Source organism: Pedobacter sp. UC225_61, assembly GCF_044452285.1.
In the GTDB taxonomy this organism is placed as follows: Bacteria; Bacteroidota; Bacteroidia; order Sphingobacteriales; family Sphingobacteriaceae; genus Pedobacter.
The window spans coordinates 378,445-404,553 of record NZ_JBIOAL010000001.1 but is presented as its reverse complement, the minus strand read 5'-3'; the positions used below and the strand labels follow the sequence as shown (position 1 = coordinate 404,553).

General features: G+C 34.1%; 29 protein-coding genes. 15 read left to right on the top strand and 14 right to left on the bottom strand.

The window, feature by feature from the left end:
• Positions 1–101: 101 nt before the first annotated feature.
• Entirely contained in the window at positions 102–1,793 is a 1,692-nt protein-coding gene (locus ACHMWN_RS02025; RefSeq protein ID WP_397297333.1) for a sodium/sugar symporter, read from the bottom strand.
• A 199-nt stretch (positions 1,794–1,992) separates the two neighbouring features.
• On the opposite strand from ACHMWN_RS02025, the gene ACHMWN_RS02020 reads away from it, so the two are divergent.
• From ACHMWN_RS02020 to ACHMWN_RS02010, 3 genes are all read left to right on the top strand, one after another.
• On the top strand, positions 1,993–2,346 hold the full coding sequence (locus ACHMWN_RS02020; RefSeq protein WP_397297332.1) for a DUF2752 domain-containing protein: 354 nt from the start codon (positions 1,993–1,995) through the stop codon (positions 2,344–2,346).
• Between the two features lie 4 nt (positions 2,347–2,350).
• Complete coding sequence (locus ACHMWN_RS02015; protein WP_397297331.1) at positions 2,351–2,788, top strand: CCC motif membrane protein; 438 nt, start codon at positions 2,351–2,353, stop codon at positions 2,786–2,788.
• Between the two features lie 153 nt (positions 2,789–2,941).
• The gene (locus ACHMWN_RS02010) at positions 2,942–3,352 is read left to right on the top strand and encodes a BrxA/BrxB family bacilliredoxin (RefSeq protein ID WP_397297330.1); all 411 of its coding nucleotides are present in this window, start codon (positions 2,942–2,944) and stop codon (positions 3,350–3,352) included.
• A 90-nt stretch (positions 3,353–3,442) separates the two neighbouring features.
• On the opposite strand, the gene cdaA is transcribed toward ACHMWN_RS02010, so the two are convergent.
• Both cdaA and folP read right to left on the bottom strand, forming a co-directional pair.
• Positions 3,443–4,234: a diadenylate cyclase CdaA gene (gene cdaA / locus ACHMWN_RS02005; RefSeq protein WP_397297329.1), complete on the bottom strand. Its 792-nt coding sequence runs from the start codon at positions 4,232–4,234 to the stop codon at positions 3,443–3,445.
• A 72-nt stretch (positions 4,235–4,306) separates the two neighbouring features.
• A complete protein-coding gene (gene folP, locus ACHMWN_RS02000; RefSeq protein ID WP_397297327.1) occupies positions 4,307–5,164 on the bottom strand; it encodes a dihydropteroate synthase in 858 nt (285 codons plus the stop codon).
• Between the two features lie 55 nt (positions 5,165–5,219).
• On the opposite strand from folP, the gene ACHMWN_RS01995 reads away from it, so the two are divergent.
• From ACHMWN_RS01995 to ACHMWN_RS01965, 7 genes are all read left to right on the top strand, one after another.
• Positions 5,220–5,762 (top strand): DUF1599 domain-containing protein, encoded by a 543-nt coding sequence (locus tag ACHMWN_RS01995; RefSeq protein ID WP_397297325.1) that lies wholly within the window; start codon positions 5,220–5,222, stop codon positions 5,760–5,762.
• A 63-nt stretch (positions 5,763–5,825) separates the two neighbouring features.
• Complete coding sequence (locus ACHMWN_RS01990) at positions 5,826–6,242, top strand: MauE/DoxX family redox-associated membrane protein (protein ID WP_397297324.1); 417 nt, start codon at positions 5,826–5,828, stop codon at positions 6,240–6,242.
• Positions 6,208–6,978 (top strand): hypothetical protein, encoded by a 771-nt coding sequence (locus ACHMWN_RS01985; protein ID WP_397297322.1) that lies wholly within the window; start codon positions 6,208–6,210, stop codon positions 6,976–6,978. Before ACHMWN_RS01990 ends, ACHMWN_RS01985 begins: the two co-directional genes overlap by 35 nt.
• Positions 6,979–8,034 carry an ABC transporter permease gene (locus tag ACHMWN_RS01980; protein WP_397297320.1) on the top strand — a complete coding sequence of 352 codons (1,056 nt, stop codon included), beginning with the start codon at positions 6,979–6,981 and terminating at the stop codon, positions 8,032–8,034. It begins immediately after the preceding gene.
• A gap of 1 nt (position 8,035) precedes the next feature.
• Complete coding sequence (locus tag ACHMWN_RS01975; RefSeq protein WP_397297319.1) at positions 8,036–8,479, top strand: DinB family protein; 444 nt, start codon at positions 8,036–8,038, stop codon at positions 8,477–8,479.
• Positions 8,476–8,976, top strand: a complete 501-nt coding sequence (locus tag ACHMWN_RS01970; protein ID WP_397297317.1) for a shikimate kinase — start codon at positions 8,476–8,478, stop codon at positions 8,974–8,976. The genes ACHMWN_RS01975 and ACHMWN_RS01970 overlap by 4 nt, the downstream gene beginning before the upstream one ends.
• Before the next feature lie 64 nt (positions 8,977–9,040).
• The gene (locus ACHMWN_RS01965) at positions 9,041–9,562 is read left to right on the top strand and encodes a GNAT family N-acetyltransferase (RefSeq protein ID WP_397297316.1); all 522 of its coding nucleotides are present in this window, start codon (positions 9,041–9,043) and stop codon (positions 9,560–9,562) included.
• A 59-nt stretch (positions 9,563–9,621) separates the two neighbouring features.
• Here the strand turns inward: ACHMWN_RS01965 and ACHMWN_RS01960 are convergent, their stop codons facing one another.
• The 5 genes from ACHMWN_RS01960 to ACHMWN_RS01940 form a co-directional block, all read right to left on the bottom strand.
• Complete coding sequence (locus tag ACHMWN_RS01960; protein ID WP_397297315.1) at positions 9,622–10,023, bottom strand: acyl-CoA thioesterase; 402 nt, start codon at positions 10,021–10,023, stop codon at positions 9,622–9,624.
• 66 nt (positions 10,024–10,089) lie between these two features.
• Complete coding sequence (locus tag ACHMWN_RS01955; protein WP_397297313.1) at positions 10,090–11,082, bottom strand: metallophosphoesterase family protein; 993 nt, start codon at positions 11,080–11,082, stop codon at positions 10,090–10,092.
• Positions 11,082–12,785: a M28 family peptidase gene (locus ACHMWN_RS01950; protein WP_397297311.1), complete on the bottom strand. Its 1,704-nt coding sequence runs from the start codon at positions 12,783–12,785 to the stop codon at positions 11,082–11,084. The genes ACHMWN_RS01955 and ACHMWN_RS01950 overlap by 1 nt, the downstream gene beginning before the upstream one ends.
• A 177-nt stretch (positions 12,786–12,962) precedes the next feature.
• Positions 12,963–13,406, bottom strand: coding sequence for a DoxX family protein (locus ACHMWN_RS01945; protein WP_397297310.1), 444 nt, complete (start codon positions 13,404–13,406; stop codon positions 12,963–12,965).
• Between the two features lie 149 nt (positions 13,407–13,555).
• Positions 13,556–14,551: an alpha/beta hydrolase gene (locus ACHMWN_RS01940; RefSeq protein ID WP_397297309.1), complete on the bottom strand. Its 996-nt coding sequence runs from the start codon at positions 14,549–14,551 to the stop codon at positions 13,556–13,558.
• A 146-nt stretch (positions 14,552–14,697) separates the two neighbouring features.
• Here ACHMWN_RS01940 and ACHMWN_RS01935 point away from each other — a divergent pair, with 146 nt between their 5' ends.
• The 4 genes from ACHMWN_RS01935 to ACHMWN_RS01920 all read left to right on the top strand — a co-directional run bounded on the left by ACHMWN_RS01935 (position 14,698) and on the right by ACHMWN_RS01920 (position 19,730).
• On the top strand, positions 14,698–15,669 hold the full coding sequence (locus ACHMWN_RS01935) for a polyprenyl synthetase family protein (protein ID WP_397297307.1): 972 nt from the start codon (positions 14,698–14,700) through the stop codon (positions 15,667–15,669).
• The gene (locus ACHMWN_RS01930; RefSeq protein ID WP_397297305.1) at positions 15,669–16,724 is read left to right on the top strand and encodes a TerC/Alx family metal homeostasis membrane protein; all 1,056 of its coding nucleotides are present in this window, start codon (positions 15,669–15,671) and stop codon (positions 16,722–16,724) included. Before ACHMWN_RS01935 ends, ACHMWN_RS01930 begins: the two co-directional genes overlap by 1 nt.
• Positions 16,725–17,225: 501 nt before the next feature.
• The gene (locus ACHMWN_RS01925) at positions 17,226–18,170 is read left to right on the top strand and encodes a WG repeat-containing protein (RefSeq protein ID WP_397297304.1); all 945 of its coding nucleotides are present in this window, start codon (positions 17,226–17,228) and stop codon (positions 18,168–18,170) included.
• Between the two features lie 108 nt (positions 18,171–18,278).
• Complete coding sequence (locus tag ACHMWN_RS01920; RefSeq protein WP_397297302.1) at positions 18,279–19,730, top strand: M28 family peptidase; 1,452 nt, start codon at positions 18,279–18,281, stop codon at positions 19,728–19,730.
• Positions 19,731–19,793: 63 nt separating this feature from the next.
• On the opposite strand, the gene ACHMWN_RS01915 is transcribed toward ACHMWN_RS01920, so the two are convergent.
• From ACHMWN_RS01915 to recJ, 5 genes are all read right to left on the bottom strand, one after another.
• Positions 19,794–20,222 (bottom strand): CBS domain-containing protein, encoded by a 429-nt coding sequence (locus tag ACHMWN_RS01915; protein WP_397297301.1) that lies wholly within the window; start codon positions 20,220–20,222, stop codon positions 19,794–19,796.
• Positions 20,223–20,311: 89 nt separating this feature from the next.
• A complete protein-coding gene (locus ACHMWN_RS01910; protein WP_397297299.1) occupies positions 20,312–20,719 on the bottom strand; it encodes a YkvA family protein in 408 nt (135 codons plus the stop codon).
• Positions 20,720–20,759: 40 nt separating this feature from the next.
• On the bottom strand, positions 20,760–22,268 hold the full coding sequence (locus ACHMWN_RS01905; protein WP_397297297.1) for a GH3 auxin-responsive promoter family protein: 1,509 nt from the start codon (positions 22,266–22,268) through the stop codon (positions 20,760–20,762).
• 14 nt (positions 22,269–22,282) lie between these two features.
• A complete protein-coding gene (gene lptB / locus ACHMWN_RS01900) occupies positions 22,283–23,017 on the bottom strand; it encodes an LPS export ABC transporter ATP-binding protein (protein ID WP_397297296.1) in 735 nt (244 codons plus the stop codon).
• A 94-nt stretch (positions 23,018–23,111) separates the two neighbouring features.
• On the bottom strand, positions 23,112–24,812 hold the full coding sequence (gene recJ, locus ACHMWN_RS01895) for a single-stranded-DNA-specific exonuclease RecJ (RefSeq protein WP_397297294.1): 1,701 nt from the start codon (positions 24,810–24,812) through the stop codon (positions 23,112–23,114).
• A gap of 117 nt (positions 24,813–24,929) precedes the next feature.
• Here recJ and ACHMWN_RS01890 point away from each other — a divergent pair, with 117 nt between their 5' ends.
• Positions 24,930–25,694: an MBL fold metallo-hydrolase gene (locus ACHMWN_RS01890; protein ID WP_397303519.1), complete on the top strand. Its 765-nt coding sequence runs from the start codon at positions 24,930–24,932 to the stop codon at positions 25,692–25,694.
• On the opposite strand, the gene ACHMWN_RS01885 is transcribed toward ACHMWN_RS01890, so the two are convergent.
• Positions 25,695–26,096, bottom strand: a complete 402-nt coding sequence (locus ACHMWN_RS01885; protein ID WP_397297292.1) for a response regulator — start codon at positions 26,094–26,096, stop codon at positions 25,695–25,697. It lies immediately after the preceding gene.
• Positions 26,097–26,109 lie beyond the last annotated feature (13 nt).

Below are 26,109 nucleotides of genomic sequence, written 5' to 3'. Positions count from 1 at the left end.
GGTACAAGATAAAGATTTATGTTTTAATTGTAATTACCTCTTGCTGCATAATAAAAAAGCCTCTCAGTTTTTCTGAGAGGCTTTACTTTTAGATTATGCGCTTAATAAAAAGCGGTATAAAGCGCAACTAATAAGCCTATAATTAACACGGCACCTACTGCAAACCCAGTAGTTGTTTTAAACATTTTAGTATCTATTTCTAAACTATTAGGGGTAACTCCCTTTTTATTTTCGTACATGCTAATGATGTACATACCAATGGCACAGCATGCAAAAACAATAAGCATTCTGTCCATAAATGGAATTTCAAAAACACCCGCAGAGTTTTTAACAGCCCACCCGAACTCATACAATGGCGATAAATCGAACATGGTAGGTGTAAACTTTAAGAAAACAGAAATTAAGAAACCACCAATGGTTGCAAATAAAGCTGCATTTGAGGTAGTTTTTTTCCAAAAGAAACCAAAAATAAACATGGCAAAAATACCAGGAGATACAAATCCAGTATACTCTTGAATGTATTGGAATCCTTGTTTTCCTTCTCCCATTAACGCATCGCCAACTATAAACGATAATAAAACAGCTAGCAACATAGAAACTACAACAGCTATTTTACCTACATTCACTAATCTGGTTTCAGAAGCTTGAGGTTCGAACGCTTTTTTGTAAATATCTAAAGTGAAAATGGTTGCTATACTATTTGCTTTACCTGCTAATGAAGCTACAATAGCTGCAGTTAAGGCTGCGAACGATAAACCTTTTAAACCTGCTGGTAATAAAGTTAATAATGCAGGGTAAGCTTTGTTTGGATCTTGTACACCTGAAGAGGTTAATAAATCTCCCGAATTAATTACACCAACATTGTTTTTAATGATATAATAAACGGCAATACCTGGTAAAACAACTATTACGGGCATTAACATTTTTAAAAATGCTGCAAATAATAATCCAGCTCTAGCAGTAGGTAACGATGCGCCCAAAGCACGTTGAGTAATGTATTGATTACAACCCCAATAACTTAAGTTTGCAATCCACATACCTCCAATTAACACACTTAATCCAGGTAAATCGATATAATTGGGGTTATCTTTTTTAAAGATTAAATGGAAATGTTCTGATGCTCCTTCTTTCAACATCGAGAAGCCCTTTAAAATACCCTTTCCATCAGAAATAAGATTTAAAGCAATATAGGTTGCTACTAAACCTCCAAGAACTAAGAAAAATACTTGTATTACATCCGTGTAGCCAATTACTTTCATCCCACCAAGGGTAATAAAAATAGCAAATATAGCTAAGGCTAAAATACAGAAGGTAATGCTTAGACCTGATATACCACTAATGGCTAAAGCGCCTAAATATAAAATAGACATTAAGTTTACGACGATATAAAGCATCAACCAAAAAACAGCCATAATCATAGCTACTTGAGAATTGTACCGTTGACTGAGGAATTGAGGCATTGTAAAAATTTTGTTCTTCAGGTACACTGGCATGAAGAAAACAGCTACAATAATCAAAGTCGCTGCAGCCATCCATTCATAAGCAGAAATAGCTAAACCAAGTTTAAAACCCGAACCACTCATGCCAATCATTTGCTCGGCAGAAATGTTAGAGGCAATTAAAGATGCGCCAATCGCCCACCAGGTTAACGAGCCTTCGGCAAGGAAATAGTCTTTAGAACCACCAGAAGCAGATTTTTTCTTATTGTAGATATACAAACCATAAGCAGCTACAATTACGAAGTAGATTAGAAATACAATGTAATCCTTCGTGTCTAATAAGTTATTTTTCATTCATTTGTGTTTAGTTGATTTGAATTCTAAATGTAATAAAATTGAAAAATAAAGTTCAGAATTTTGAAAATATATTTTGATGTAATCTAAGCTAAAGTGTATGCTATATATGCTTATATATCACAAATATCAATTATTTGAGACACCCCACATTAAAGCATTTTTGTAACTAGTTAAAAATTGATATTTTTATCAGTAGATGAAGGGAACGATTATATTACTAGCGTTATTTTTTTTAAGTGAAAGTAAGGGCGTTATAAATTGGCTACAAAATCATTTGTTATTGTGCCCATTTAAACAAACTTTAGGTATAGATTGCCCGGGTTGTGGTATACAGCGCTCGATTTTAGAATTGATGGAGGGTAATTTTATAGCTTCTTTTAAACTTTATCCAGCTACGCTCCCCATTATTGCCTTATTTATGTTTACTATAGTGCATTTAAAATTTGATTTTAAAAACGGAGCGTTTTTTATTAAAATGCTTTATATTGGTATCACATTAATTATTGTAATCAATTATATTTATAAAATATTTACTCATCAATTAAGCTAACACTATGTCTGAAGAACAATTAGAACCACAAGAAAACCCTCAACCAGAACCTACGCCACAACCAAGCTCTCAAAATCCTTTTCCACCACAAAATGGAGGATTTGGTTATGGAATGCAACAATCTTTACCAAATGCAACTGTGGTTTTGGTATTAGGAATACTCTCAATCGTATTTTGCTGCTGCTATGGTATACTTGGCTTGATACCCGCAATTATTGCGCTAGTATTAAGTAAAAAAGATAGGGGACTATATCAAATAAATCCAGGAGCATATACCTTAAGCTCTTATAAAAATTTAAATGCTGGTAGGGTTTGTGCCATTATTGGCTTAATTCTAAATATTCTGTCGCTATTATATTTTGTTGCAATTATTATCATGTTTGGTGCTGGAATTTTAAGTAATCCAAAAGAGTTACAGGAGATAATGAAAGGAATGCAATAATATTTTCAAACCAATTTTTTGAAGCAACTTGCATTGATTATGCAAGTTGCTTTTTTGTTGACTGTAAGTCAGTAAATTGTTATTTTATGTTGTACTAATTTTTAGCGCATCATATTTGTTATCTTTGCATATTATTAATAAAAAGAGAAAAGAATGTATCCTGAATATTTAGTAGAACCTATGCGTGCTGAGTTGACTAACGTAGGTTTTGAAGAATTAAAAACAGCAGAAGAAGTAGATGGCGCAATTAAAGGCGAAGGAACTGTATTTGTAGTTGTAAACTCTGTATGTGGTTGTGCAGCAGCAAATGCTCGCCCAGCGGCAAAAATTGCAGCATCTAACGCTAAACATCCTAATAAATTAGTAACCGTTTTTGCGGGTATGGAAAAAGATGCAGTTGATAGAGCAAGATCTTACATGATGCCTTTTCCGCCTTCATCGCCTGCAATGGCATTATTTAAAGATGGAAAATTGGTTCACATGATTGAGCGTCATCAAATTGAAGGTCGCCCTGCACAAATGATAGCGGATAGCTTAATTGGTGCATTTGAGCAATACTGCTAATTAGCTAAAAATTAAAGAATAAGGGATAAAGATATTGGATTGCCATTATTTTTATCCTTTTTTTATGTAGCGGATTTAAGAAATGTTATTCTAAAAATCTTTATTCAGCAACTTTTCCAATTCCCCAAAAGAAACATTCATCCGCACACGACCTTGCTTTGCATAAGCAATTTCACCTGTTTCTTCTGAGATAATTACAGCAACTGCATCAGCTGTTTCAGATACGCCAATTCCTGCTCTATGGCGTAAACCGAATTGTGGAGGTAATTTATCGTTGTCTGTTAAAGGCAAAATACAGCTTGCGCTTTTAATTTTATTTTCAGCAATAACTACAGCACCATCATGTAATGGACTATGTTTTTGAAATATACTTTCTAGCAAGCGTTTCGATATTTTCGAATCAATAATTTCACAGCTATTGGTGAAAAGTTCATCATCATAAAACTTAACAAATACGATTAATGCTCCTGTACGTGTTTTTTTCATGCTTTTGCAAGCATCGATGATGGGTTTAATTCGTATTAAATTGTCACGTTCTAAATTCTTACTCCCAAACAAGTATCCCCACCATGCTTTATTTTTTTGGAGGAAGGTATTTTTTCCAATATGGAGTAAAAAACGTCTTATTTCTGGTTGAAAAATAACAATGAGCGCCATAATACCTACGCTCATAAACTTATTAATAATGGCCGACAACAAATTCATGTGTAGCCCTTTTACCACATAATAAAAAATAAGAATTATGAACATGCCCAATAGCAAATTCACAGCTAATGTATTCCGTATTAAGCTATAAATATAATAGATAAGGATAGCGACGAGGACAATATCTATCCCATCAACCCAAGTAATTTTAAGAAAGTCAAAGTCAAGGCTTTTCATTGAGCACAAGTTAGTTAATTTAAGCCTTTCCATCAACTAAGAGCGAACTATAAAAGATAAAAATCGAACTTATTAAGGATTTTTTATTCTTTCTGTTAAAGTTATGCACTCCATTGCTTCTTTTACATCGTGAACTCTTAAAATTTTAGCTCCTTTTAGTAAAGCAGATGTATTTAAAATTGTAGTTCCGTTCAAAGCGTCAATAGATTTATTATTTAGCACTTTTGTCACCATAGATTTTCGAGAAAAACCAACAAGAATTGGTAATTTAAAAGAATTTAGCTGTTCCATTTGCTGTAAAAGCTCGTAATTGTGGCTAATGGTCTTTGCAAAGCCAAAGCCAGGATCGATAATAATATCTTTTACACCTAATTTGTTTAAAATAGCTAATTTCTCTGAGAAGTAAGTGCTTATTTCTTCAACTATGTTATGGTAAGTTGGATTTTGTTGCATGTTTTGTGGCGTACCTTTCATGTGCATCATCACATAAGGAACTTGTAATTTTGCCACTGTTTCGAACATTTGTTCATCTAAATTTCCAGCTGAAATATCATTAATTATATGTGCGCCAGCCGAAATAGTTTCTTCCGCCACTTTTGCTCTAAACGTATCTATGGAAACTAAAGCATCTGGAAATTCTTTTGTAATTGCCTCAACTACTGGAATAAGACGTTTTAATTCTTCGTCTAGTGTAATATCTACCGCACCTGGTCTAGAAGAATAAGCACCAATATCTATGAATTTAGCACCCTCATTTAAAAATTTTTCAGTTGCTTTTAAGGCTTCATCAACACTGCTAATTCTGCTGTTGGCATAAAATGAATCGGGAGTTAAATTTAAAATGGCCATCACAGCCGGACTGCATAAATCTATCAGTTTGCCTTTGCTATTTAGTATTACTTTTCGGTTTAAAAATGTATCTTTAGCCATCATTTAATACAAAAATAGGTATTAAAATAGCTTTAAACTAAATATTTTAATTGTTTTGGCAGTAAACACATCACAAGAGTACGACAACGTTATAGCGGTATGTAAATCGCTTTTTTTAAAGAAGACAAAAGATTATGGAACTGCTTGGCGCATCCTTCGGGCAGCGTCTATAACCGACCAAATTTTTATCAAAGCACAACGCATTCGTACTTTAGAAGAGAAGAAAATTTCTAAAGTAGGAGAGGATATCACATCTGAATATATTGGCATTGTAAATTATTGCGTAATTGCGATGTTGCAATTAGAATTAAGCGAAAGCGATCCTAACGAAATGGATGTGCAGGTAGTAGAAAGTTTGTTTGATAAACGCGTTACCGAGACCAAAGATTTAATGTTTGCCAAAAACCATGATTATGGAGAGGCCTGGAGAGATATGCGAATTAGTTCTTTAACAGATCTGATATTGATGAAAATCTTAAGAGTTAAACAAATTGAAGATAATTTAGGTCAAACCGTAGCTTCGGAAGGTGTAAAAGCAAATTATCAGGATATGTTGAACTATGCAGTTTTTGCGTTGATTAAATTAGGCGTTAAATAAGAGTTACAAGTTACATGTTGTAGGATTGTTGCAACAAATTAAAAATAAACAAGCAATTATAAAATGTCGAAAATAGCATTAACCTTTTCTCGTTGGTTTGTTGGAGTTTTATTCATTTTTTCTGGCTTAATAAAAGCGAATGATCCACTTGGCTTTGGCTATAAACTACAAGAATACTTTGAAGTTTTTCACCTGACTTTTTTAAGTAATTGGGCTACAGGTATTGCCATCATTCTATGTGTTTTAGAAATTGTTTTAGGTGCACTGTTATTGTTTGGCTTTTGGCGTAATCAAGTAACTAAGGGCTTATTAGCACTAATTATTTTCTTCACTTTTCTCACTTTTGTTTCGGCTGCATTTAAAGTAGTTACTTCTTGCGGTTGTTTTCGGCGATGCCATTCCTCTTACACCTTGGCAATCATTTACAAAAGATTTAATCCTATTGGTGATGATTGTTTATTTGTTCATTCACCGAACTAAAATAGAACCAATTACAGTTAATGTAGCTTGGCAAAAAAGATTAGCCTTGTTGGTTTTACTTGTATCCTTACTTTTTGGATTATTTACCTATAATTTTTTACCCATATTAGATTTCTTGCCCTATAAAATAGGATCGAACATTCCTGAATCTATGAAAATTCCAGAAGGAGAGACACCTGATGAGTTTCTAATCATGTACCAGCTTAAAAATAAAGCGACTGGTGAAACTAAGACCATGAGTGATAAAGATTATTTAAAGTTGGAAGTTTGGAAAGATAATAATTGGGAAGTAGTTGGTAATCCTGAAAAGAAATTGATTAAAAAGGGATACGATGTTAAAATTAAAGATTTATTAATTGCAGATGCATCTGGAACGGATTACACAAAAGAAATTGTAGAAAATCCATATTATAGTTTAGTTGTAGTTGCTTACGATTTAAAAAATACCAATGAAAATGCTATTGCAGCAACTAATGCTTTAGCTTTAAATGCAGCAGATCAGTTTAATATTCGTACCGTTTTGTTAACTTCTAATTCTGCACAAGATGCGGATACCTTTAGTAAGAGAATGAAACTTTTTATGGAAGTTTTTTATGCAGATGCTGTTCCATTAAAAAGTATGGTAAGGGCAAACCCTGGTATACTATTATTAAAAAATGGCGTAATTATAAATAAATGGCATTATCATAATTTGCCATCGTTTAATGAATTATCTGAAAAATATTTTACAAAATAAATGGGAGCATACGCGATTAGAAAATTGTTATATGGCTTTGCAGTAATGGCAGGAGTTATTCTTGTAGTATTTGTGCTATTTAACATTTTGCCTGGAGATCCTGCGAGAATGACAATGGGGCAGAGATCTGATGTGCAATCGCTAGAAGCAGTACGCAAGGAATTTGGATTAGATCGCTCAAAACCTGTTCAATTCTTTTTGTATATCAATGATTTATCTCCAATTAGCATCCATCCAAGCACAGCTGAAAATCAAGAGAAATATCATTATCAAAAGCTATTTAGTGTAGGTAAAGATGTGGTCGTGGTTAAGATTCCTTACCTACGGAGATCTTATCAAACTAAAAGAGATGTAACTACTATACTTTCAGAAACGGTACCAAATACTTTTGTACTGGCTTTAACCGCTATGATATTTGCTACTATAATTGGTGTTTTATTGGGTGTAGTTTCAGCTGTCCATCAAGGTACATGGATAGACAATGCCGCAAACTCTTTTGCTATTTTAGGTATTTCTGCTCCATCTTTTTTCGCAGGGATTATCATTGCTTGGTTATTTGGTTTTGTATTGGCAGATTATACAGGCTTAAATATGAGCGGTAGTTTATATAGTTATGATCCATTTAAGGGCGAAGTTATCTCATGGAAAAACCTTTGGCTACCCATGATTACGTTAGGTTTACGTCCTTTGGCTATAATAGTACAATTAACTCGAAGTGCGATGTTAGATGTTTTGGCCCAGGATTATATTCGAACCGCAAGAGCAAAGGGCTTAGGTCGTAATGCGATAATTTATAAGCATGCGTTGAAAAATGCGTTGAATCCCGTAATTACAGCAATTTCAGGATGGTTTGCTTCTTTACTAGCAGGATCATTCTTCGTTGAATATATCTTTGGCTATAACGGTTTAGGCCGAACCACAGTTACTGCTTTAGAGATGTCTGATTTTCCCGTAGTAATGGGATCCATCTTATTTATTGCGTTTGTATTTGTAGTAGTAAATATATTGGTCGATTTGTTGTATGCTTGGGTAGATCCTAGAGTTAAACTAGCTTAAAATGTTAGAAGAAAGTATTCGCTACACTAAAGTTGCTGATAGCAAACTGATTGAAATTTTTAAGTATCATCCAGAAATTTCTCCAAAAGCAATCGATCTATTTACTCATGTTTTAAATGCACAACACATTTGGGCAAATAGAATTTTAGGCTTATTGCCAAAATATCAAGTTTGGGAAACATATGGTACTGATATGTTCGAACAGATTTCTACTGAGAATTTTGAATTGTTGGATCAAATAGTTAAAACCATCACATTGGATAAAGAAATAACCTATACCAACTCATTAGGTGATCAGTATACAAGTTTAGCTAAGGATATTTTATTTCATGTGGTAAATCATTCTACTTACCATAGGGCACAAATAGCTAGCCTATTTAAGTTAGATGGAATTACCCCGCCGATTACAGATTATATTATGTTAAAACGCGATCATCAATTATGAAAGTCTTCTTAATCGGATTTATGGGCTGCGGTAAAAGCACTAAAGCAAAGCAATTAGCAAATAGATTAAATTGCTCAGTAATAGATTTAGATGCCGAAATTGTGGCAAAGGAGGGCAAATCAATTGCCGATTATTTCGCAGAAAATGGTGAAGCCGCTTTTAGAGAATTAGAAAGTCAAACATTAAAAACATTTCCCTACCCAGAAACATGTGTAATTGCAACAGGAGGTGGTTTGCCTTGTTTTTTCGATAATATGGCGTGGATGAATGAACATGGTAAAACTGTTTATTTGCACATGACACCACCGCAACTTGTATCTAGGCTTCACAACAGAGAAAAAAGACCATTACTTAAAGGTATGGACGATGAACAGCTTTTATCTTTTATAGAAATGAAATTAGCAGAGCGTGATCATTTCTATAATCAAGCTCAGATCATTGTAAATGCATTTGATTTAGATGTAGAAGTATTGGAAAAACAAATAAAAGGGAATTAGATTTCGTAAATCCACTTGTAAGTAGTAACCGTTTAATTATCCTTTTGCCGCTCAAATCTCTCAGATGAAAATAACTCAGGCTAGCCTTAATGACGTTAAGGAATTGAACAATCTAGTAAACTCCGCCTATCGTGGCGAGGAGTTGAAAAAAGGCTGGACAACCGAAGCTGAAATTCTTGATGGTATCCGAATTGATGAAAAGGCTTTAGAGCTGTTAATCGCTAAACCAAAAGTGACCATCCTAAAACTGACCAATCAGAGTGGTAAAATTGTGGGTACGGTTTGCTTGGAGGTAAAATCGCATAAGTTGTACCTGGGTATGTTTGCTGTATCACCTCTTGCTCAAGGTAATGGAATAGGTAAGGCCCTTTTAATAGCGGCAGAGCACCATGCTATAGAAAATAATTGCACCCGGATTATCATTTCAGTGATTAGTAGTCGAGTTGAGTTAATTAATTGGTACAGCCGCCATGGCTATGCGTCCACTGGAGCTTCTATTGCATTCGAGGATATCGAGGGCAGGTTTGGCGAGCCAAAGGTATCGGTTATCAACCTTATCGAGATGGAAAAGGTACTTAACATGTAATGGTATAAATATTTGCCGAATTTATTTAAGGTGTTTCGACAAGCTCAGCATGATAGCAATCACACTTGCCCTTCTTGATCAAACTGCTCTTCGATATATTTAATTTTTGTTTTTCCATGTGGAGTTGGTTCGCCGTAATCGTTAATGTTTACGAAAACAATTTTGTCTATAGTTAAAATGCTCTTTCTGGTAATTTTATTTCGCACTTCACAACACATGGTGATGGATGTATTGCCAAAAGATGTAGCTGTTATTCCTAATTCAATAATATCCCCAAGCTTGCCTGAACTCACAAAGTTTATTTCAGACATATATTTGGTTACCACTTTAGGATTTTCTAATTGAACAATTGCATAAATAGCAGCTTCTTCATCAATCCATTTTAATAAGCTGCCTCCAAATAATCCGCCATTCGGATTAAGGTCTTCTGGTTTTATCCATTTACGAGTATGAAAATTCATATGATTTGCGTTTATGCTAAGTTAACAATTACGTAGCACAGAAAGTCTCATATTAATGCAACAAGCTTAATTTCTTTCCCGTTTAGATACTCCATTAAATCCAATTACAGAATCAGGAAGTTGAGCTAACTTAATTTCAACCTTTTTATTGGGTATAAATGTTCGGTAGGTAAAATCTTTATAAGACTTAATTGGAATTTCAATGATTGTATAGGCTCTAGTAGCGGAAGTAGAATCCCCAATAAGTTTTCGCGGGCCTTCACCAATGCATGCAGTATTTAATAATCTTAAGCCATTTTCTCCAGCTGGATAATATGCATGTTGATGTCCGCTGATGTATAAGTTTATATTATTCTTCTTAAAAAAATCTGCTGTCTGTTTTGTCGAAGCTAAAACCTCACCTGGTTTATTTTTACTATCTACAATTGCATAAATTGGTAAGTGACCTAATAGTATTCTTAATTTCGCTTTTTTAGCTTTTTCAGAATTGAGTTGTTTTTCCATCCATTGGTATACATCTGCTTCAACAGTAGAGCTTGCTGCATCCCAACTGATAAAAAAGACATCATTTTTTGTATAACTGTAATAAAAAGGGAAATTTTCCTTGTCGATAAAGTTTAATCCTAAATCAGCTTGATTGTCATTCCAGAACTTCTGAGTGGCAGCTCTATCTTTTTTGAAATTTGCCGAAGCATCATGATTACCAACGGTGAAAGCAAAAGGTACTTTCATCGCTTGTATAGGCGACAATACATTCACCTTAAAACTCTGCCACATTTCTGCCAGATTCTGTTCAGTTAGAGAAGATTTTTGTCCTGCTACCATATCTCCAGCACATAAAATCATATCTGGTTTTAGACTGTCTATTTCTTTAAGCGCAGCAGCAACATCAGGATGATATGCTGTAGAACCATAACCAGAATTTAAATCGCTTATCACAGCAATTTTGAAGAATTTATTTTTAGCAGTTTCTTTGGTAAAAGTAGCTTGATAGTTATTTATTGGCCTCCCTATTAAAAATAGAAAGATTAAGGAAACCAAAACTACTGCTAATTTCATTACTTTAATTCATCTAAATAAGTTTGAACTTGTTTCTCTACCGCTAAAGTAGCCACTTTAATAGAAGAACCTACCCGTGTTGTTTTTGCATCAACAGGCATTGTTCCAATCGTTGCTAAAGCATCAATATACCATTTTCCCCAAACTTCAATAATGTGTTTTTCATCCGCTACAGGTTTACCTTCGGCGATAGCTTTTTTACTTAACTCAAATTCAGTTTTTAAACGAGTTAAAGCATCTGTTTTCACTTGAGTAACTGTAGCTGTTGCTGTATTTTCATCTGCGGTAACTAAAGTATAAGCAGCAGTAAGGGCACTAACGCCAACATTTTTCATGGTCGTTGCAGATACTTTATCAATTCTATCGTTATCCGTATGGTAAAATACATCTGTAAAATGCCACATCAATAAACCAGGTATTTTATTCTGTAAAAAAGGAGTATGATCGCTACCACCCTCAAATGGGTTGTAGTTTACCGTCCAATTGGCAAATTTACCTTGTGTTTTACAGATATCGAAAATAAAATCGTTGTAATAGTGAGGGAAAAGATCCTTTTCTTTTACATCGCCAGCGCCCCATTCGGTATGTTTGTCAGCTCCTCGAGTCCAAATTGCAGAAGGATCTGGCATTTTTTCAATTAAGAAAGAACCACCAGTCTTTTTAGTGTCCTCACCAACCATATCTAAACTCATTCCCCATAAAATTCCGTTCGCACGTTCTTTATCATCGGTGATATATCTTCTTGTTGATACAATTTCATCACCCCATAAAAAGGTTAACGTACGTTGTGGCTTTAATTGGCCATTTTTAACCAAGTTAGCAGTTACACGAGCCATTTCTGCTAAAGTTCCTACGCCTGTAGCATTATCATTCGCACCTGGTTCTTGCACATGTGCACTATATACAAAACGTTCATTGGGTTTTACACTGCCCTTTACATTTGCAACAATGGTTAATTCATCAGCTTCATAAATTTTAGTTTCAATATTAACTTTTAAACTTACTGCACCTTTTAAGCAAGCAGCTTTTAGCTTTTCTTTTACACCATACGATAAAAGCAAAGACCATATACCTGCATTAGCTGGCATACTGCCAAAAGAGATGGAAGTTTGATATTTTTCTGGCTGATTATATTTAGGTACAGAATAACCCATTACTCCAATTGCGCCAGCTTTCGCAGCAGTTGCAATCAACCTTCCAGCAGCTGCATCTGCAAATAGAATTTTTCCTTTTAGGTCTTTGCCTTCTAAATCAGTAGCGGTTCCTTTACCTACAAAAATTACTTCGGCCGTAACGCCACCAGCTACAGTTGATGGGCAATTAATAGGGATCATATTGCGATTGGTTTGAAAAGCAATAAGTGGTTGCGTTTCACCAACAATAGTTACACTTGCATTTATAGGCTCCCAAGTACTGCGTTTCATCGGACGTTTTTCTATTCGATAAGTTAATGGAGCTTCAAATTCATTCGCTTTTTCTTCTACATAACCAGCTTTTTTCAATATTTCTTCCACACGGTGGATACTTGCGTTAAAACCAGTGTTGCCTGGTACTCGGAAATACTTTTCTACAAAAGCAGTAGTTTCGTATGCGTTTTTTTGATTAAAACTTGCACGTGTTAACTTAAAATAGTTAGCGGTTTGAGTTTGAGCAAATGTGACTGTAGAGAATAGTGTTAACGCAAAAAGAAAGATTTTTTTCATCAATATAATTTGTTTTCATCTATGATGAATCTATCAGATTTGTTCATGTCACGGTGTGATTGAAAAATCATGATGGTTTCATACTTGTTTTCTAAACCGAAAGGTAATCAGTTATCTTGAAAATAAATCATGAATGAAATAAAATCTATGTGACAAAGGGACAATAGTATCAGAGTTTTATTTTTTCCGCTTAATCTGATGATCTACAGAAATAGGACCTGAGCCAACTATCCAAAATAAAACGAGCAGACAAAGCACTAATAGCGATAGCCACAACTCGGAATTTAAGGGAGAAAATCCATTAGATATATTAACAAATACAATTGCGCAAATTAAAATAGGAATTTGAATAACGACTGCAAAGCGTGTGACTAAACCGATAATGATTAAGATGCCACCCACTAAATGTGCAAATGCCACAATGTGAATAGCAACACTTGCCATCATTCCAGAAAAACCAAAGATGCTATTATTGATTAGAATTTCTTGCTGGGCTCCAGTATCACTAATGAGTGCAATACCTTTAGTAAATATGATTAGGCCTAATACAATGCGAACTATATCTAGCCATTTTGCGTGATGGGCATCACCCCAGTGCTCAACTTTTTGGATAACATTCATAACAAATCTCCTTTAAGCTATATGAAGTTACACATCAAAAACTAAATCTGCAAGTAAATTTTAGAGAAATAACAGCCTGTATTTTAGCGTAGATAGCTAATAAATAGTTGGATGAATGGTTTAGTTCATAAAGGTTATCCTTTTCTAAACTACTGATTAGCCTGACCTCCCACCCTTGCTTTTATAAATCCATCCATTGCATGTTCTACGCCTTCTACGTCTTTTGATGTGATTGAAGAACCAATAACATGATTGCCAGCTTTTGGAATCGCTATTTTTTGTTTATCTGTGTTGGGTGTGCCTAATTCATCGAACATTTTTAACATAGCATCTACCTTTACAACTGGATCTTGTTCAGTTTCACTTTTATAATAATAAAGCAGTAATACCGGTTGTTTTACCTTTTGAAATAGCGTTGTGGTCATGCTACTTTCTAACATTTCTTCTAGCTGAACTACCGATTCAAGGCGATAATGAGTATACCAATATTTTTTATATTCTGGACTTTTTCCGTCTACCTTTCGTTCGTTTCCTCCAGTTACTTTACGAGCAATTTGTAATCCCCATGGGTCATTCAATAACCATGCTTTGCTATCATTTATTGCAATGTTTGGTGATAGTAACACTAAGCTGTTTATTTCTGGATAGGCAGCGGCTAATTGTAAAGCCAAACTTCCGCCAGTAGACGTGCCTACTATTATTACTTTTTTGCCTAATTTTTTACCAATTGCATATGCTTGTTTACCAGTTTCCCAAAGACGATCTGCAGTAAAATATTGCATTGGTGCAATCGTATCCAAGCCATGATCAGCTAAACGAGCTAAATATAAATTTGCATGTAAAGCCTTTGATAAATAAGTATAAGCTGGATTCCCTTCTTGTTTAGATGCTGAAAATCCATGTAAATAAACAATAGCATATTCTGTCTGTTGTTTTGTGCTATCTGCCCAAACAATTTCGGCTTCATTACCTGGTTTAATTTTGTGTTGCGCTTCTTGCGATGAAACATAGGCTTGCAGAGCAATTAATTCTGGAACTATTGGAAGTTTGGCATTATAAATTGGTTTAGTAGGTTTAGGACCTACTAAATAAACAACAACTAATGTTACCACAAGGATAAATAGTGCACTTAAGAATATTTTCATCTATATGAAATTTGCTTTTAAAAAGGTGATGAAGCTACTATGAGTGTAATTTTTGTAAAAAATCATAATGGTTTCATGTTAATAGTTTGATTAAAAATACGCTTTTAATGGAATTTAAGTAAGTTTGCAGACACATTTTTAGCTGAATGCCCGGAATAAATCAGATAAAACTACCTATAGCCGCAGAGATTGATGCATTTGAAGCAAAATTCAAAGATTCAATGCACAGTGATGTGCCATTGTTAAATAGAATTACGCATTATATTGTAAAAAGAAAAGGCAAACAAATGCGACCTATGTTTGTGTTTTTTGCTGCTAAACTTTGCGGTGGAATTATAGAATCTACTCATCGAGGCGCTGCATTGGTAGAACTTTTACATACAGCAACTTTAGTTCATGATGATGTGGTTGATAACGCTTATGAACGTCGTGGATTTTTCTCTATTAACGCATTATGGAAAAATAAAATAGCGGTTTTAGTAGGAGATTATCTATTAGCCAAGGGTTTGTTACTTTCGGTAAACAATAGCGAGTTTGCTTTGTTGAAAATAGTATCTGAAGCGGTACAACAAATGAGCGAGGGTGAATTACTACAAGTTGAGAAAGTGAGGAGGATGGATATTAGTGAAGAATTGTATTTTGAGGTCATTCGTCAGAAAACAGCTTCATTAATTGCTTCGTGTTGCGCCTGTGGTGCCGCTTCTGCAGGTGCTGATCCAGAAACGATTGAAAAAATGCGCTTGTTTGGAGAGAAAGTTGGCATCGCTTTTCAAATTAAAGATGATACATTTGATTTTGGTACGGATGATGTGGGGAAACCTTTAGGAATTGATATTAAAGAAAAGAAAGTTACCTTACCTTTAATTTATGCTTTAAATAGGGCAGAAAAGGTAGAACGAAAAAGAATAATAAATTTGGTTAAAAACCATCAGGATGATCCTAAAAAGATACAAGAGGTGATAGATTTTGTAAATAGTAAGGATGGAGTGCATTATGCCAATGAAAAGATGTTAGCATATCAGCAACAAGCTTTTGATATTTTATATCAATTTGAAGAAGGCGATGCAAGAACGGGTTTAGAGCAATTAGTAAGGTATACAACTGAACGTAAAAAATAATGTCGAACGAATTATTATTCATTGGTGGTTTCTTAGTCTTCATAGTGCTTATTTTAGCACTAGACTTAGGTTTATTTAGTAAAAAAGATCACATCATTAGCTTAAAACAAGCAGGTATCATGAGTTTTATCATGGTAATGCTAGCCTTAGGCTTTTACTTTTTATTGATTTTAGAAGGGCAAGAGCTACATGGTATTCGAGATTATGCAAAACTGGAACAGATCGTAAAAGCACATCAGCATCAGATTACCTTAATCTCTGGCAATTTCGAAGAGAGTTTAAAAATCTATAAACAGAATTTAGGGATAGAATTTTTGACAGGCTATGTAATTGAGTATGCGCTTTCGGTAGATAATATATTCGTAATTGTACTTATTTTTTCTGCCTTTGCAGTACCTGAAAAATATTATCACCGTGTTTTGTTTTGGGGTATTTTAGGAGCTATTGTGATGCGCTTTATCTTCATTTTTGTAGGTGCGGCCTTGATTAATCAGTTCTCATGGATTTTATATGTTTTTGGAGCCTTCTTAATTTTTACCGGTATACGAATGTTCTTTTCTAAAGAAGGAGATGATAAAATTGACACAGAAAAACATCCTGTCGTTAAATTCGCATCGAGATTTTTTGCTATTCATCCACGCTATGAAGGGAATAATTTCTTCCATAAGGTAAATGGTAAAACATTGCTAACTCCCTTATTTTTAGTACTGTTAATTGTTGAATTTACAGATTTAATTTTCGCAGTAGATTCAATACCTGCAATTTTCGCAGTGACTAAGGATGCGTATATTGTGTTCTTTTCAAACATCTTTGCTATTATGGGTTTGCGCTCAATGTTCTTTTTGTTGATCAATATTATTCATAAATTCCATTACCTTAAAACAGGGTTAGCGGTGTTGTTAACCTTTATTGGTGTAAAAATGCTAGCTCATGATTATTTAAAAGCTTGGGGTTTTACTACAGAACATTCTTTATTAATTATACTCTTTATATTAACGACAAGTGTTGTGGCCTCATTGATTTTTCCTAAGAAGAAACGAGTTCATATTGATTAATTTATAGAAAGCTATTCTGATTAATTCTTAAAAACTCATCTATCTAGGTGAGTTTTTTTGTGCGACACTATCAGCTGACTTTTAAGGCAAAATAGAAAAATACCTTATTTCTACATTTGTTTTAAGTTAATCCCTCCCTTACTGATGTTTAAACATTTATTCAGTTTTAATGGCTTATCCCCCAAAAGATGATTTTTTAAAGAAAATAGTCTATGTACTTTTGAAATGTTAATTCTAAATCATTTCGAATTTTACAATTAGAAACCAGCTATTGACAGTTATGCCAAACTGAACCTTTGAGCTGAGATAAATATTAAGATTTTAGGAAAGGAGTTTCCTGATTAACAAGTAGAGAGGATAGGGTCTGGCAATGAAAAACGCTGGGCCCTTTTTTTAATTCGGAAAAGTCATAATGGTGAGAAACGGATATGAAAGCCTATAATCATGATAGTAATTTCGATCTGCATAAACCAAAAAAGATAAGTGCTAATCTTCAAAACATTGAAAACAATCTATAAATATATTGCTGCGCTTATCTTCCCAATAAGTTTAACTAGTTGTAAACAGAAAAGTAATAGTAAAGTACTTGATAATATATGGGTGGAAGAAGATAACAAATCCTTTAAGTATTCATCCATAGAAAATACAGATGGTTCGGATAGGGTGGATGATAACACAAAGTTTACACGTAATGAAAGACCCAATGAATTTGGATATGGAAAAACCTCCATCAGGCAAGGTAATAAATATACAGAGCAGATTATGGATATTAATAGAAAACCATTATTGCCAGCTAGTATCGAATTTTTAGTAAAAACTATTCAGGGTCATAAAGCGTTGGTAGAAATGAGTGAAGGCTTTGTTTTTATTGATCTGCATGAGAAGATTGATGAGACTTATCTCAAAAATCAAATACATTATGATTTTGCTTATCCATATTCATGTGGTTTAGCTCTAGTAGATTTGAACGAAAAAAGTTTTTTTATCGACGAAAAAGGAAAACGTGTTTTTGATACTAACTTTGAATTTGCGGAGTCCTTTTATGAAGGAACTGCCTTAGTGAAAAATGTGAATAAATATTTTATCATCAATACCAAAGGTGAAAAAATAGCAGATGTTAACTATGATCAAATCTCACCATACAGCCCAAAGGTTTGGCAAGTAATAAACATTAAAAAAGAGACGTACAAAAGTGGATTTATTGACCGAACTGGTAGACAGGTGAGTGAAATCATTTATGATGAGGTTTATTATAGTGAAGAATGGCATAGGGGTTGGGTAAGAATAAAAAATAAATTCGGATTTCTAGATGAATATGGTCAGGTGATAATTCCGATCAAATACGATGCCGCTGAAATTTTTAATAATCAGGGACAAGCATTTGTGAAGTTGGGCGATAGGGAATTCTATATTAATGTGAGCGGGAAAGAAGAAGAGGAGAAATAGGACGTAATAATCAACATAATTCCTAAATCTTTAATCATTTGTAAAAATCTAAAAGCATTAATTCAACTTCCACTTAAAAAACCTTAATTTCATCAAAAAATTAGATTGATGAAGAATTTCTTTTTAGTAGCACTTACAAGTTTATGTTTATCTGCCAGTGCACAAGATAATTTCGGGCCTGTTTTTAAACAGATTAATACCGAAGTACAAAATAATTCAAAAGCGTATAGCACATTAAAAGATGCTTCGACAACTATTGGGCATCGTTTAACTGGTTCTGCAAATGGTGCAAAAGCTGAGGAATACGCTTACAATTTATTGAAATCTTATGGATGTGATGTTAAATATCAACCTTTTGAAGTAGAGAGTTGGGATAGGAAAACAATTGCTGTTAAAATAGGTAATTCTGTCAACGAATTAATGCCAATGAAAGCCGTAACATTGGCTCATTCGCCAGTAGCTGCAAAAGTAACCGCTGACTTAATTGATGTTGGTAACGGTTTGGAATCAGATTATCAGCCATTGGGCGATAAAGTAAAAGGCAAAATTGCTTTAATTTACCTAGGTGTATTGCCAGGTTCTCCAAGTGGAACAGCCTCGCTGCATCGCTCTGAAAAAACAGCTATTGCTACAAAATATGGTGCAATTGGTGTAATTATTATTAATACCGTGAAAGATGGTGTTTTACTGACAGGCACAGCTTCGGTTACAGGTAAATTAATTCCAATTCCTGCAGTATGTATTGGTTTAGAAAACGGAATGGCTTTAAAAGAAAAGTTAAAAACAGCTAATCAAATCGCATCGATCGAAATGACTAATTTCTCTGGATTAATTAAAGCTCGTAATGTAATTGCCACTTTTAAAGGAACAGAATTCCCTAAAGAAAAAATTGTTGTTGGTGGACACTTAGATAGTTGGGATTTAGCTACTGGAGCTATTGATAATGGGATAGGATCTTTTTCTATTCTAGATATGGCTCGTACATTTAAAAAATTAAATCTTAAAACCAAAAGAACAGTAGAATTTGTCTTATTCATGGGTGAAGAGCAAGGTTTATTAGGTTCTAAAGCATATATTGCTCAAGCTAAACAAAATGGTACACTAGATCAGGTTAGTTTTATGTTAAATTATGATATGACTAATGATCCAAAAGGATTTTCGACCACAAGAAAAGAAATGGAACCTTTGTTTAAAGGTTGGGGTGGAGAAGTAGCGCAAGTTGATACTAATTTTAAGAACTTATTTCAAGCAGGTGCTGGTTTGCATAGCGATCATCAGCCATTTATGTTAGAAGGAATACCTACTGGTGGAGGTTTTGGTGGCAGATTACCTAATAATTCTGGACCTTATTATCATTCTGATGGAGATCTATTTAGATTGGTAGATGAGCAAGAATTGAAAAATACGGTGCGTTATTCAGCAATGCTTACTTATGCTTTAGCAAGTACACCAAAAATTCCTGTTGCAAAACAAAATGAAAAAGATCTGGAAGCGTTTTTAGAAAGCCAAAACTTAAAAGAGCCGTTAAAAATTGCAGGTGATTGGAGGTGGAAAGATTAGACTGTTGGTTTTTAGTTGTTTGGTTTTTTTGAGCATATAGCACTAAAAAACCAAACAACAAACCTAAGAGTTAATATAGCTTTCTAATTGAGAAATTGTTTGTTTTTGATCGGCGATAATAAACTTTACTACATCGCCAATTGAAACCATTCCAGCTACTTTATCTGCTGCCATAACAGGTAAATGCCTAATGTGTTTGTCAGTCATGATTTGCATGCACAATTCAATACTATCTGATGGACTTACGGTAATAGGATTAGTAGTCATTGCATCACTAATTAACGTGTCTTTTGATGACTTACCCAGCAAAACGATTTTTCTAGCATAATCTCGCTCTGTAAAAATGCCTAATAAGCGTTCATCATCCATAATTAATAACGCACTAATATTTTTATCTGTCATTATTTTAAGCGCATCTAAAACCGAAGTAGTAGCATTAACGCTATAAATTTGAATAGGTTTGGTATTAAGAATTTGCTGTACAGTTCTCATAATAGTTTGTTTATTAGCTACTTAAATTTAGCGAAAAAAACCTTAATTCCAAATTAAGAAATTATGAAAACTTGAAGTCAATAGGTTAGTTAAATATGAATGATGTTTTTCTGGGCTGCTTTCCACTTCAAATATTTCTCTAAGTCCTTTGCAACCTGTTTATATACTAAACTTAAAATCAGTGCATCATCTACAAAACCTAAACCTGCAATAAAATCAGGAACAAGGTCTAATGGTGAAATGAAATACAATAAACCGGCAACAATTGCAACAATGGAGCCTCTTGGAATAGTGGTATAACTTCCATTAGAGTAAGCTTTAGCTACTTCAAAAAGTAATTGTAATTGATCCCAAATAGCAGTTAAAACTCCTTTATGCTTGTCGGCTTTTTTTAAACCTTCTTGCACTTTTTTGAAAGTATTGTTTTTATTGAGAAGGAGTTGTTGCGCAATTTTTTTGAAGATATTAAATCTGGTGGTAAGTTTATTAAAGTCCATAGATAATCGTTTTCAGTTACCTATCAATAAGCATACCTAATTAAAGCATTTTCAATATTTCATCTACATATTTGCGCTCATTTGCTAAGCGAGGAACCTTGTGTTGGCCGCCTAATTTCCCACTCGCTTTAAGCCATTTGTAAAAAGTATCTATAGGTGCATTATGAACTTTGGGGCGACGTAATGCCATATCTTTAAAACGTTTTGCGTCATAATCTGAATTTACTTCGCGTAAGGTTAAATCTAAAACATCTATAAACTTTTCAAAATCTTTTGGTTGTGTTTCAAATTCAATAATCCATTCGTGACCACCAACATCTTCACCTTTAAAATAAATAGGACATGCTGTATAATCTTTTACTTTTGCGCCTGTTTCAATACATGCTTTGGTTAATGCATTTTCGGCATTATCTATTATTACTTCTTCACCAAAGGCATTAATAAAGTGCTTCGTACGACCTGTAATTTTAATTCTGAAAGGAGAAAGAGAAGTAAATTGAATGGTATCTCCAATTAAATAGCGCCATAAACCAGCATTGGTGGTGATAATAATCGCATAGTTTTTATGGAGTTCTACTTGCTCTAATGATAACGTTTTTGGATTTTCTTCTTCTATGTTTTCTAACGGAAGAAATTCATAAAATATACCGTAATCAAGCATCAATAATAATTCTTCTGAGTCATCTTGATCTTGTATGCCAAAAAAACCTTCGGAAGCATTATATGTTTCCAGATAATACATGTCCTTAGAAGGAATTAACTCCTTAAATTGCTCACGATAAGGTGTAAAGTTTACCGCACCATGAAAATAAAGCTCCAAGTTTGGCCAAACTTCTAATAGATTTTTTTTGCCAGTTAATTCTAATACTTTTTTAGCTAAAACAATAGTCCATGTTGGTACGCCCGAAATGCTAGTTACGTTTTCTTTAATGGTGGCTTCTGCCATTCTATCCATTTTTTCTTCGTAATTATCCATTAATGCAATAGAAATATCAGGCGTCCTATAATATTCAGCCCACATGGGCAAATTCTTTATAAGTACAGCTGATAAATCCCCGTAATGAATATCTTCGCATAGCTGATTTATCTGATGACTTCCCCCTAAAACCAATCCTTTGCCGGTAAACATCTGTGTGTCTGGTCGGTTGTTACAGTAAATGGAAATCATATCCTTTCCACCTTTATAGTGGCATTCTTCCAAGGCTTCTTCTGATACTGGAATAAATTTACTTCTATCGCTAGTAGTGCCAGACGATTTTGCAAACCACTTAATTTCTGATGGCCAAAGGATATTTTGTTCACCTTTGAGCATGCGCTCGATATAAGGCTTTAACGTTTCGTAATTTTGGATAGGCACGCGTTCTTTGAAGTGACCAACGGTAAGAATGGATTTATAATCGTATAATTTACCCCATTCGGTATTTTGAGCACTAGAAATCAACGTGTGTAACCACTCTTCTTGCACATCTAGTGGATATTTTTTAAAAAGCTCAATCTGATGAATGCGCTTTTTCATATACCAAGTAAAAATAGAATTTACAATTGCCATGTGAGATCCTAAGATTATAAATTTTTTCTACGCAGTACAAAATTTGAGCCTAAATATACTTTGCGCACCATTTCATTGGCCGCTAATACTTCAGGTGTGCCAGATTCTAAAATCTTTCCTTCAAAAAGCAAATACGCTCTATCAGTAATAGATAATGTTTCTTGCACATTATGATCTGTAATTAGGATTCCGATATTTTTTTTCTTCAATTTAGCTACAATGGTTTGTATTTCCTCAACTGCAATTGGATCAACTCCAGCGAAAGGTTCATCTAATAAAATAAAGTTAGGGTTGGCAGCCAAAGCACGAGCAATTTCCGTTCTACGACGTTCTCCTCCAGAAAGTAAATCGCCTCGGTTTTTTCTTACTTTATGTAAACTAAACTCGTTAATTAATTCTTCAAGTTTTTCGTGTCTTTCTTCTTTATTTAAAGTGGTCATTTCTAAAATGGCCATAATGTTGTCCTCTACCGTAAGTTTTCTAAATACACTAGCCTCTTGTGCTAAATAACCAATTCCTTTTTGCGCCCTTCGATACATTGGGTCTTTTGTAATGTCTAAACCATCTAGTAAAATAGTACCTTCATTTGGTTTAATTAAACCAACAATCATGTAAAATGAAGTCGTTTTTCCAGCACCATTGGGGCCTAATAAACCCACAATCTCTCCTTGACTTACTTCAAAAGATACATGGTTCACAACTGTGCGTTGCTTGTATTTTTTAACCAGATTTTCGGCTCTTAAGATCATATTTTTATATGTTACGTCATCCTGAATTTATTTCAGAATCTATTTCTAACAAACAGAACAGATGCCGAAACAAGTTCGGCATGACGAATGATAATTAATCAATTTTAATTCCTTTTATATTTAATTGCAAACGTTTTTTATCTCTCCAAATATTTTCTTCAATGGTATAACACACAGAAAAAGTTTTATTCGGATCTAGTTTAGCTTCAAATTCTCCTAAACCAAAAGCGATGCCTTCAAAAATAGTCGAATTTTGTTGTTTTATACTCAACTTTAAGTGATTTGTACCAACAATTTGCGCTGGGCCAACTAAAGTTACGCCCTTGCTTACAAAGACTGGTGCCATATTTTGTGGGCCAAATGGTGCCATTTGTGCTAATACACGATAAAATTTAGCATCAATTTGGCTCAATTCAATTTCACAATCAATTTTTATTTCCGGAATAAGCAAATTAGGACTAATGGTTGAAGCGACTACACTTTCAAATTTTTCAGAAAATGGAATTAAGTTTTCAGGTTTAATGGTTAAACCAGCGGCATATTTATGACCACCAAATTGTTCTAATAATTCGCTGCAAGAAAGTAGCGCTTCATATAAATCATAACCAACAACAGAGCGAGCAGAACCTGTATAATTGCCATTTGATTCTGTTAACACAATGGTTGGTCGGTAATATTTTTCTGTTAAACGAGATGCTACAATCCCAATCACACCTTTATTCCAGTTTTGCTGATAAACTACTGTAGTCTTCCTATTTCTCAATAATTCACTTTCTTCAATAATCGCTAATGCTTCTAATGTAATATTTTGATCGAAAGATTTGCGTTCGGTATTTTGTGAATTGATAAATAAACTTTGCTCATCGGCTAACACAACCTCATCGCTTAGTAAAACTTTAACAGCATCTTTTGCATCCCCCATCCGCCCTGCGGCATTTATACGTGGAGCTAGTAAAAATACAACATCGGTTATAGTATAGCTTTCGGTTTTACCAGCAATTTGCATTAAAGCTTTTAAACCACAACACGGATTTTCGTTTAGTTTTATTAACCCAAAATGAGCCATTACTCTATTTTCATCCACAATAGGAACAATATCAGCTGCAATGCTTACCATGCATAAATCTAAATATTGCTCGTATTTTTCATCTGGTAAATCATTTGCTTGACAATAGGCTTGTGCCAATTTAAAACCAATTCCACAACCAGATAATTCTTTAAATGGATAATCGCAATCTTCTCTTTTAGGATCTAATACGGCAGTGGCATTTGGCAATTCATCACCTGGCAAATGGTGATCACAAATGATAAAATCAATGCCCAAAGAATTAGCATAAGCAATCTTGTCTACTGATCTAATTCCACAATCTAATGCAATAATCAAGGTAAAACCATTTTCTTTTGCAAAATCAATCCCAGTAGTAGAAATTCCGTATCCTTCTAAATGTCTGTCGGGAATATAATATGCAATTTCACTAGTAAACTGACTAAAGAAACTATAAGTCAATGCAACTGAAGTAGTACCATCTACATCATAGTCACCATACACTAATATTCGTTCGTTGTTTTGCAAAGCCGATGTAATTCTAACAATGGCTTTTTCCATATCCTTCATTAAAAAAGGATCATGCAATTGAGTGAGCGTTGGTCTAAAAAAGTAACGAGCATCCTCAAAATTAGAAACACCCCTTTGAACTAGTAACTGAGCTAAAGCGTAATCTATATTTAACTCTTGGGCAAGCGTTTTACACGTTTCTACATCACCTTGGTCAATCTGAGCCCATCTTTTTTCCATCAAGTTTTCTTATTATTCAAAGGTTCCCATAACTATAAGTTCATACAGGTTCCATATATTTGTCCTATTGCTCGTAAATATATCATTTAATTTCTTTCCAAAAAACAACCCATGTCTTTGCAAGTTCACACATTACACGAAGGTTCTTATTCAGTTGATATTACCAAAAAATTTCTTCCATTCGATCCAACAAAAGATAATCCAAAAGATAGACCTGCATCGTTATTTATTCATGTACAACCCTTTTTGGTGAAGCTTGCAAATGCGTTAATTTTATTTGATACAGGGTTAGGTTACAGCAATGCTGATGGAAAGTTGCACTTACATGAAAACATTAAAAAAGCAGGCTTCAATCCAGAAGATGTAACTATGGTATTAATGTCACATTTACATTTCGACCATTCTGGCGGTATGGTTCATCATCTAAATGGTAAAATGGAACTGAGTTTTCCAGATGCAACTTATGTTATACAAAGAGGCGAGTGGGAAACTGCATTCACCAGTACTTCATCTTCTTATCACACCGAAATTTTTGAATTTTTACAACGTAACGCACAGCTGAAGTTTGTAGAGGGTTCAGGAAAATTAACAGACGAAATTAGCTACGAATTAACTGGAGCCCACTGTCCATATCATCAAGTTTTTCTAGTAGATGATGGAGAAGATAAAGTGTTTTTTGGAGGTGATGTTTTACCAGAGCCTGAAGAGTTGCTACGAAAGTTCATAGCTAAATATGATTTTGATGGTCGTAAAGCAATGGAGCTTAGAGAAGAATTCGGGCAAAAAGCTGCTGCAGAAAACTGGAAGTGCTTGTTTTATCACTCCAAAACAAAAAGTCAAGCTTTTATTGAATTAACAGAAGACCGCTTTAAAATTGTGTAATTAATGCTCCAACTCTTTTATTAATTCTTTTAAACGCTCTATAGAAAGTGGTTTTGAAATGAAGCCTTTTACAGTGCTATAACTTTTCGTTTTTTCGATATCGTTCTCGTAAACGGAAGAAGAAAGAATGTATAAATCTACCCGTTGTTCAATCCCTAAAGTTTGATAAGCTTCTACAAATTCCCATCCGTTCATTACTGGCATATTTATATCTATTAAAATGAGATGCGGTAAGGGTTGGTTTGCCGAAATAACATCATTTAAATACGCTATTGCCTGTTGTCCATTACTTTTAGACACCATATTAATATCATATCCTGTCTTTTCTACAATTTTTTTGATGATAAAAATGTTAATATCATCGTCATCTATAACCAATAAATTGATGTTAGTGTCTAACATTTAGCTCCTTATG